At 36.1% G+C, this 7,962-nt stretch carries 8 protein-coding genes and 1 pseudogene; 4 read left to right on the forward strand and 5 right to left on the reverse strand.

Annotated features, from left to right (window positions below; all coding sequences use genetic code 11):
* A partial coding sequence (locus tag AB3X49_RS14685) for an ATP-binding protein (RefSeq protein WP_367962996.1) occupies nucleotides 1–988 on the forward strand: 988 nt, incomplete at its 5' end.
* Nucleotides 989–1,136: 148 nt separating this feature from the next.
* Here AB3X49_RS14685 and AB3X49_RS23225 read toward each other — a convergent pair.
* The 3 genes and pseudogenes from AB3X49_RS23225 to AB3X49_RS14700 form a co-directional block, all read right to left on the reverse strand.
* Entirely contained in the window at nucleotides 1,137–2,243 is a 1,107-nt protein-coding gene (locus AB3X49_RS23225) for a collagen-like protein (RefSeq protein ID WP_483298781.1), read from the reverse strand.
* Nucleotides 2,244–2,381: 138 nt separating this feature from the next.
* Nucleotides 2,382–2,603 (reverse strand): annotated as a pseudogene (locus AB3X49_RS14695) (Nif3-like dinuclear metal center hexameric protein); the annotation flags it as partial.
* Nucleotides 2,604–2,665: 62 nt separating this feature from the next.
* Entirely contained in the window at nucleotides 2,666–2,848 is a 183-nt protein-coding gene (locus AB3X49_RS14700) for a hypothetical protein (RefSeq protein ID WP_242310586.1), read from the reverse strand.
* 211 nt (nucleotides 2,849–3,059) lie between these two features.
* Here AB3X49_RS14700 and AB3X49_RS14705 point away from each other — a divergent pair, with 211 nt between their 5' ends.
* Together AB3X49_RS14705 and AB3X49_RS14710 are read left to right on the forward strand one after the other, a co-directional pair.
* Nucleotides 3,060–3,383, forward strand: coding sequence for an iron-sulfur cluster biosynthesis family protein (locus AB3X49_RS14705; RefSeq protein ID WP_002089124.1), 324 nt, complete (start codon nucleotides 3,060–3,062; stop codon nucleotides 3,381–3,383).
* Nucleotides 3,384–3,496: 113 nt separating this feature from the next.
* Entirely contained in the window at nucleotides 3,497–4,402 is a 906-nt protein-coding gene (locus tag AB3X49_RS14710) for a DMT family transporter (protein WP_367963000.1), read from the forward strand.
* A gap of 28 nt (nucleotides 4,403–4,430) precedes the next feature.
* Here AB3X49_RS14710 and AB3X49_RS14715 read toward each other — a convergent pair whose 3' ends face one another.
* The gene (locus AB3X49_RS14715) at nucleotides 4,431–4,652 is read right to left on the reverse strand and encodes a hypothetical protein (RefSeq protein ID WP_367963003.1); all 222 of its coding nucleotides are present in this window, start codon (nucleotides 4,650–4,652) and stop codon (nucleotides 4,431–4,433) included.
* 289 nt (nucleotides 4,653–4,941) lie between these two features.
* Here AB3X49_RS14715 and AB3X49_RS14720 point away from each other — a divergent pair, with 289 nt between their 5' ends.
* Nucleotides 4,942–5,325, forward strand: a complete 384-nt coding sequence (locus AB3X49_RS14720) for an ATP synthase subunit I (protein WP_002089121.1) — start codon at nucleotides 4,942–4,944, stop codon at nucleotides 5,323–5,325.
* A gap of 962 nt (nucleotides 5,326–6,287) precedes the next feature.
* Here the strand turns inward: AB3X49_RS14720 and pckA are convergent.
* Entirely contained in the window at nucleotides 6,288–7,874 is a 1,587-nt protein-coding gene (pckA, locus tag AB3X49_RS14725) for a phosphoenolpyruvate carboxykinase (ATP) (RefSeq protein ID WP_002034448.1), read from the reverse strand.
* Nucleotides 7,875–7,962 lie beyond the last annotated feature (88 nt).

Below are 7,962 nucleotides of genomic sequence, written 5' to 3' on the forward strand. Positions count from 1 at the left end.
GCCATATATTGTGAAGTACATTATTTTAATTGGCTATAATATATTGGATTTTATTCATAACTTCATTATTTATTACGGAAGTGATGCTGAATTTGATGGCGGTAATATAGTAGAAGGATTTTTTATTTTATTTGCACCAATCTTTGTGAATAAAAGATATTTTTTGTTAGTAGCAGGGATACTTGTTGGAAAGTACGCTCTTATGGGAATCGTTATTCAATCCGCTATCGTTCTAATTCCAATGGCATTATGCAGCGTATTTGCTATTATATGTTGGATTATACTTTTAAGATTTCAGTCTTACGTTCGCAAACTTGAAATGATGGATAAAGAAATACAAAAGGTAGAAAAATTAGCGATGGTTGGAAAAATGGCAACAGTAATTGGCGATAAGATTAGAAGGCCGTTAGTGAAATTGAAAAAACTTGTGAATAAGCAAGCGAAAAAACATCCAGAAGATAAGGTTTATAGCGACATTATGAAACAGGAAGTAGATCGTATTAATATAATTGCTAACGAACTAAGTGGATTTGAGAACTCTAAATCGATAGAATCAGAAACTCATAACATAAAAGAAATCATCTCTTATGTTATCCGAGTTATGGAAAAGCCAGCATTAGAACAAGGGGTGAAAATACATGCTATTTATAGTAAAGATATACCTCCAATTACATGCGATGAAAAACGATTGAAACAAGTATTTTTTAATTTAATAAAAAATGCGATTGAAGCAATGTCAGTTGGCGGAACTATTACTGTGAAAGTTATTGTGGAAGATGTAATCATTGTTCAAGTTATAGATGAGGGATGCGGCATTCCAAAAGATAAAATTCCGAAGCTAAATGAAGCTTTTTACACAACGAAAGAAACTGGAACAGGCTTAGGATTAGTAGTTACGGAAAAAATTATTAAAGATCACCACGGTAAATTGAACTTTGAAAGCGAAGTTGGAGTTGGAACGACTGTTGAGATTATGTTGCCGATTTAATGATAGTGTAAGAGATAAATAGAAAACATCACTTAATCAAAAGTGATGTTTTTTTAATTTATCTTGCGTTAAGATCCAATTGGTTCAACCAATAATCAGTAGGGAAGGGATCCCCCTACTGATTAAAGCTTTTTCTATAGAGTACAGTTTAAATAGAGGTAATTAGAAAAATAGAGTATATAGCACTGTCAGTAATCCCAGGGCTAATATAAAGGCATAATGCGTCTCCTCTTGAAACTGGATTTCCAGTTGTTGTACTAGTCCAAATAACAGTGGCAGGTCCTGGTAAAGGGGTAGGGTCATACACTTGAACTAGCTGTGATCCAACGTCTGAAGGAGTAATAGTAAATGTGATTGTTCCAGTGATTTTAGCCGTAGTGGTAAAAGTAATAGTAGATATAACGTGATTAGAGGTAGGGGCGGAAAGGTTTGTTGGGACATTAGTGCAGATTTGAATTGTATAAACTTCTATAGGCAAATTATTTACATTTATAGATGCAGAAAAACCAGCTATATTTCCAAATCCAGCAATTACATAAGGAATAATATTGGAATCAACTGCTGGAGCACCTGCTATACGTTGAAACTCAGCGTTAGTTCCTTGGAAAAGGATGCTTTTTGCTGAACTGCTACCGGTGTGCCCAGTGATTCCGGTAGGTCCAGTAATACCAGTGGGTCCAATGCTGCCAGTAGGACCAGTAGCTCCGGTAGAACCAGTAGAACCGGTGGAACCAGTAGGCCCGGTGTTTCCGGTAGACCCAGTAGGACCAGTAGGTCCGGTAGACCCAGTAGGTCCGGTAGAACCAGTAGACCCAGTAGAACCGGTAGACCCAGTAGAACCGGTAGAGCCAGTAGACCCAGTAGGTCCGGTAGAACCAGTAGCTCCGATAGGTCCGGTAGACCCAGTAGAACCGGTAGAACCAGTAGCTCCGATAGGTCCGGTAGAACCGGTAGGTCCAGTAGACCCAGTAGAACCGGTAGGACCACCTTCTACCAATACGATATAATCTTGAGACACATTCGGAAATCCTTGAGGTGCATCTTTTTTTACAACATAGCCGCTACTCGTGTAAGTGACAACTTGTCCCGTTTTATAGTTAGGAGCGGCTGCTAGACTAAAAGCGGTAGTACTTTGCAAACCGGCCCCGGTAGGCCCGGCATTGCCAGTAGGTCCAGTAGCACCAGTAGGTCCAGTACTGCCGATAGAACCGCTGTTGCGTCTACCGTCACAACTAAAGCAATTGCGTTGGTACATATATTATCTCCTTTCTATATTTTTGAAAATATAGTTTTAAAAGTAGAACTACTATATATATATTGTAGATTCTATATTTTTGTGTGGTCGATCGTATTGTGTATATAGATTTTAAAAATAGGGGAGGTGTTATTAGTTTTATAACCACCAGGTCTCCTGCGGAATCAAAGTAACATCTACATCAAAAATTTCTTTAAACCAATCATACATCAATGTCTCTTTCACTAAATATTCAGAGGCAGAGTGTGACAAACCGATGAGTGACATATTTGTTTCTTTCGCATAATCCATAATGAGTGAGTATTTATGCCTACCATAATCATTGTCGATATGGCAATGGATTTCTCCTGTAATAAATGATTAAGTTATTGTTCTATTTCTTTTAAGGCTGGCATGTTTGGTAATCCTCCTTAAGATAGTTCTTACTTTGTTAGTTGTTTTTGTTTTTTTATGGAAAAATAAGAAGCGGATAGGAAACAAATAAAACCTAGAATCCAGCCAATAGAAGGAGAATAGGGAAGTATATGTTGTAATATCATTCCGCTAGAAATAAAAAAGCTACCTAATAGACATAAGAAAATGAGATATCGCTGTAGTTTGAACATCAGTGATACAACCTCCTTTATCACGCATTAACTGCCCGTAAAAGCCTGATTGGCGAGGGCTAATAATCAGGGGGGGATGGATACCTCCCTGATTAAAGTTTCACTTTATCACATATATTTTATAGTAGTCTTAATTTTCTGCATATAAGATTCAAGAAAAATGGTGGTACAATATATAAATGATACGAGAAGAGAGGATGTAGGTTAACACATGTACGTTACTGTAACAGAAGCAGCATATAAAAAGATTATGGATACGATTCCAAGTGAAACGAAATATATAAAGTTATTTTATGATAATGAAGGTTGCGGTTGTGTTATGAGCGGGATTATTGATTTAGTAGCCGTTTCAGAGAAAGATGAGCGCGATGTAGATATCGAATCAAGCGTACTAAACTTTATTGCAGATCGCACAAAGCTTGTATTTATGGATGATAAATTAACAGTTGATTGGCATGAAGTTGGAGGGACTTTCCAGCTGAAGAGCCCAAGCCAGTTTTATAATCCGAATATGAAGTTACATGTTCGAGTATAATGAAGAGAGAAGGAGTATATAATATGCTCCTTTTTCTTATGGATTTTTTCACATAATGAAATGTACATATAGTTGAATTTTCTGTATAATTCTCTTTGCGGAGGGGGTTGCGCATGAAAAGATGGGGAATTGAGTTATTAATTTTAAGTGTCGTTATTATTTGGGGGATTAACTATACGATTGCGAAATATGGACTTTTAGAATTTACAGCAATTGAGTTTACTGCAGTTCGAATGATGACAGCAGCACCACTACTGTTATTACTTACGTTCTTTATCGAAAAGTCACTTTATATGGAGCGAAAAGATATACCAAGATTAATCATCGTTAGCGTTGTAGGTATTGTACTGTATCAAACGTTATTTATGGAAACTGTAAAATACACATCCGCTACAAATGCTTCTTTACTCATATCTATTTCACCTATTTTTACAACTTTATTTGCGATTTTCTTGAAACAAGAAAAATTCTCTTCTCGAAAGTTAGTTGGTTCCATGATTGCCTTTATTGGTGCTACATTAGTTTTAGTAGCGGGGCATTCACTCGCTAGTTCTTTCTACGGAAATGGGATTGGACTTATTACATCAATATGTTGGGGACTTTATCCCGTTTTAGCAGGGCCGCTTATTAAAAAATACTCAGCATTACGTGTTACTGCATGGTCGACATTAGTTGGAGCGATTCCGCTTTTATTGTTAAGTGGTCCACATGTATTTGTCATGCCATTTCACATTACAAACGGAATGACACTATTTGCTTTACTATATTCTGTTTTCTTTGTAACAGTATTCGGTTTAGTTATGTGGTATGTTGGTGTTCAAAAAATTGGTGCGTCACATACGATGGTATATATGTATATTACGCCGCTTGTAGCTGTTTTATTTGCAGCTGTATGGGCAAATGAATATGTATCGTTTCAACAAATAATCGGTGGAATCATCATTTTCTTCGGTTTATGGTTTGTGAAATCAGAGAAAGTAGAAGCTAATTCTATCGTGCAAGAACCTATATCAAAATAGGAAAACAGATCACCTATGATCTGCTTTCCTATTTTTTTATTTTTGGTAAAAATACGAGGAATAAAATGGAAGTAATAAGTGGGATTAAATTAAGAAAAGGAATACGGAAGAGTGTAATTAGAATAATTCCTGGAAGAAGAACACCGAGGACAGCATAGAAAATACTATGTTTTTTCATGTACCAATATAATGAAAGTCCAATAAGTGCAGGAACAATGAGATGAATGAGAGCCATTAAAAAATAAATCATTAGACGCCCCCTTTATTTATGTGCTTATTACATCATATCCGTATGTTCATAGATTGATATCAATTTTTTCATAATTGGACGAAAATGTTTTGAAAAACGTCACATTTATGAGGAATTCTATATTAGAAATCTTGTATAATATTATTTCCTAAAAGCATTTAAAAAACATAAACATACTGTTTATGTTTTTTAAATTTGAGTGAAATGAATTTTAAGTAGCATGGACTCGAAAGAAATGAGTTATATAGCTTTGGTTGGATAGATAAAAACTATTGAAGGGGAGTACAATATGATTAGTATGTCATTAAGGTCGTTTAAAATTCAATCGTATTATCTACTAGGTATTCTGTTATTAGGCTGGATGTTAACACCGTTTTCAGCACATTTTCTAGGTGCTGGAATTGGACTTATTGTAAGCATGTATTGTGTTTGGATTTTAGGAAGGCGTATCGAAAAGCTTGGAGATAGTATAGTAAAGAAGACGAAAGCGCCGACGCTTGGTATGTTTAATCGCTTTGCAGCTGCAATTTTGGGTGCTATTATTATGTACGAAATTGAGCATCATATGGTAATGTGGGCATTTGCAGTAGGTATTCTGGGTGGTTATTTCTTAATCGTTATTAATTTAGGTTATTATAGTATGAAGGATGAAGAAGAATTAACAAAGGGTTAAAAGAGCTAAAAGAGCTAAAAGAGCTAAAAGAGCTAAAAGAGCCTCTTTTTAGATGGAATAGAGGATCCAGCGGTGGATAGAAGCGGTTAGGGCCTTTTTTTGTTTCCATGCGGTGTGAAACCAGAAGGATGTAGTGAGTGGGGGAATAGTTTATATGTTCGAAGCCGTGGTTTGTATGTTTGAAAATCCGAGTATATCAATTGAAAATTAGGTTTGGAACTTTTTTAGATGGAATAGAGGATCTGGCGGTGGATAGAAGCGGTCAGATCCTTTTTTAGTCCCATGCGGTGTGAAACCAGAAGGATGTAGTGAGTGGGAAAATAGTTTATATGTTCGAAGCCGTGATTTGTATAAATGAAAATCTGGTTACTTAAATTGAAAATTGGCTTACTCTGGAATAAGGGATCCGGCGGTGGATAGTACAACAGGAAGCGTAACTTTGTATAAAATATAGGTTTCCGCTTCCAATAAGTTAATATGAAATCACTTAGTAGTATGACTCTTAGGTTCTTTAAAAAAGTTGGATACAATACAACAAGCTATTCCGGTAATTAGAATAATGTATTTTATCGTTTCACTTGTATGCTCAAATAAATTAACGTTAAGCATCACAAGTCCCCAAAACATTTGAATCGCTCCATAACTGAATAAAATTTTTCATGGGCCTCACCCTTTCCTTTATATGTAAATTATATCATATCATAGGAAACTACAAACGAATGATTATAAAAAGAATTTTCTGTAAATTTATGGGTATTGGTATGCAATAGATGAAGAGATTAAAGTTTCACTTTATATAAGATATAGAAAGAAGCTTACGTTTTTAACGTAAGCTTCTTTTTTATGTAAGTGTGTGTAACCGTTAAGCCGCATTGGGTTTTGTCGGTGAGTACGCGGAACTTTACGGTTACACGACACTTATTCATATGAGTAAAAGGGTTATTCCAATAGAAAATTTGTAATTAAGCGATTGGACCGCCTAAGTTAATAATAGCTTCAGAAACGCTATCGAATTTTTTGAAGTTTTCTTTAAATTCGTTTGCAAGCTCAATTGCTTTCACTTTGTAAGCATCTTTATCAGCCCAAGTTTGTTCAGGCATTAATACTTCATCAGGTACACCTGGAACATGACGAGGTACTTCAAGGCCAAAGATGTCGTGTTTTGCAGTTTCAGCTTTAGCAAGTTCACCGCTTAGTGCTGCTTGAATCATTGCACGAGTGTAACCTAAGTTCATACGTTTACCAACGCCGTATTCGCCACCAGTCCAGCCAGTGTTTACTAAGAATACTTTCGCATCATGTTTCTCGATTTTTTCACCAAGCATTTCAGCATAACGAGATGCATCAAGCGGTAAGAACGGTGAACCGAAGCAAGTAGAGAATGTAGCTTGCGGAGATGTAACGCCGCGCTCTGTTCCTGCTAGCTTACTAGTGTAACCGCTTAAGAAATGGTACATAGCTTGCTCTTTTGATAACTTACTGATTGGAGGCAATACGCCAGATGCATCAGCAGTTAAGAAAATAATTGTATTTGGATGTCCTGCAACACTTGGCAGTACGATATTGTCAATCGCATGCATAGGGTATGCAGCACGTGTATTTTCTGTTAAAGTAGTATCGTTATAGTCAGCGATGCGTGTTTGACCATCAATGACAACGTTTTCTAAAACTGAACCAAATTTGATTGCATCGAAGATTTGTGGTTCTTTCTCATGAGAAAGGTTTACACATTTTGCATAGCAACCGCCTTCAATATTGAATACGCCGTTATCAGACCAACCGTGCTCATCGTCACCGATTAATTTACGGTTTGGATCAGCAGATAATGTTGTTTTGCCTGTTCCAGATAAACCGAAGAATAGTGCTACGTCGCCTTCTTCGCCTACGTTTGAAGAGCAGTGCATAGAAAGAATGTCTTGTTCAGGTAGTAAGAAGTTCATAATAGAGAAGATTGATTTTTTCATTTCTCCAGCGTATTCTGTACCACCGATTAGTACGATACGTTTTTCGAATGAAACCATAATGAATGCTTCAGAATTTGTACCGTCAATTGCTGGATCTGCTTTGAAGTTTGGTGCAGAAACAATTGTGAACTCTGATTCGTGAGTTGCTAATTCTTCTTCATTTGGACGAATAAATAATTGATGTACGAACAAATTATGCCATGCATATTCATTAACAACTTGAATTGGTAGGCGATAGTTGCGATCAGCGCCAGCAAATCCTTTGAAGATGAATAACTCTTCTTTTTCTTTTAAGTATTCTAAAACTTTTATATATAATTTATTAAAATGTTCTTCAGAGATCGGTTGGTTCACGGCTCCCCAAGCAATTTTGTCAGCAACCGATGCTTCCTTCACAATAAATTTATCCTTAGGAGAACGTCCTGTGTATTTTCCTGTTGAAGCAGAAACGGCACCAGTAGAAGTTAATTTCCCTTCGTTTCGCATTAATACTTTTTCCACTAATTGCGGAACACTTAATTGAATCTGTGCATTGCTTCCGTTCAATAATTCATGTAAACCAATTTGGACATTCACAGTACTCATATTTATATACCATCCTTTTCATTTAATGAAATATTTCTCGTAATCCCTATCAATAGTATAACACAATTATATAAATAATGTATACTAT

It is taken from the genome of Bacillus sp. C30, from assembly GCF_040838255.1.
Classification (GTDB): Bacteria; Bacillota; Bacilli; order Bacillales; family Bacillaceae_G; genus Bacillus_A; species Bacillus_A mycoides.

Excerpts from the sequence above, each read along its gene's own strand:
- AB3X49_RS14710 (WP_367963000.1), top strand. The coding sequence starts at position 3,497 with ATGAAAAGATGGGGAATTGAGTTATTAATTTTAAGTGTCGTTATTATT.
- pckA (WP_002034448.1), bottom strand. The coding sequence starts at position 7,874 with ATGAGTACTGTGAATGTCCAAATTGGTTTACATGAATTATTGAACGGA.
- AB3X49_RS14720 (WP_002089121.1), top strand. The coding sequence starts at position 4,942 with ATGATTAGTATGTCATTAAGGTCGTTTAAAATTCAATCGTATTATCTA.
- AB3X49_RS14715 (WP_367963003.1), bottom strand. The coding sequence starts at position 4,652 with ATGATTTATTTTTTAATGGCTCTCATTCATCTCATTGTTCCTGCACTT.
- AB3X49_RS14700 (WP_242310586.1), bottom strand. The coding sequence starts at position 2,848 with ATGTTCAAACTACAGCGATATCTCATTTTCTTATGTCTATTAGGTAGC.
- AB3X49_RS23225 (WP_483298781.1), bottom strand. The coding sequence starts at position 2,243 with ATGTACCAACGCAATTGCTTTAGTTGTGACGGTAGACGCAACAGCGGT.
- AB3X49_RS14705 (WP_002089124.1), top strand. The coding sequence starts at position 3,060 with ATGTACGTTACTGTAACAGAAGCAGCATATAAAAAGATTATGGATACG.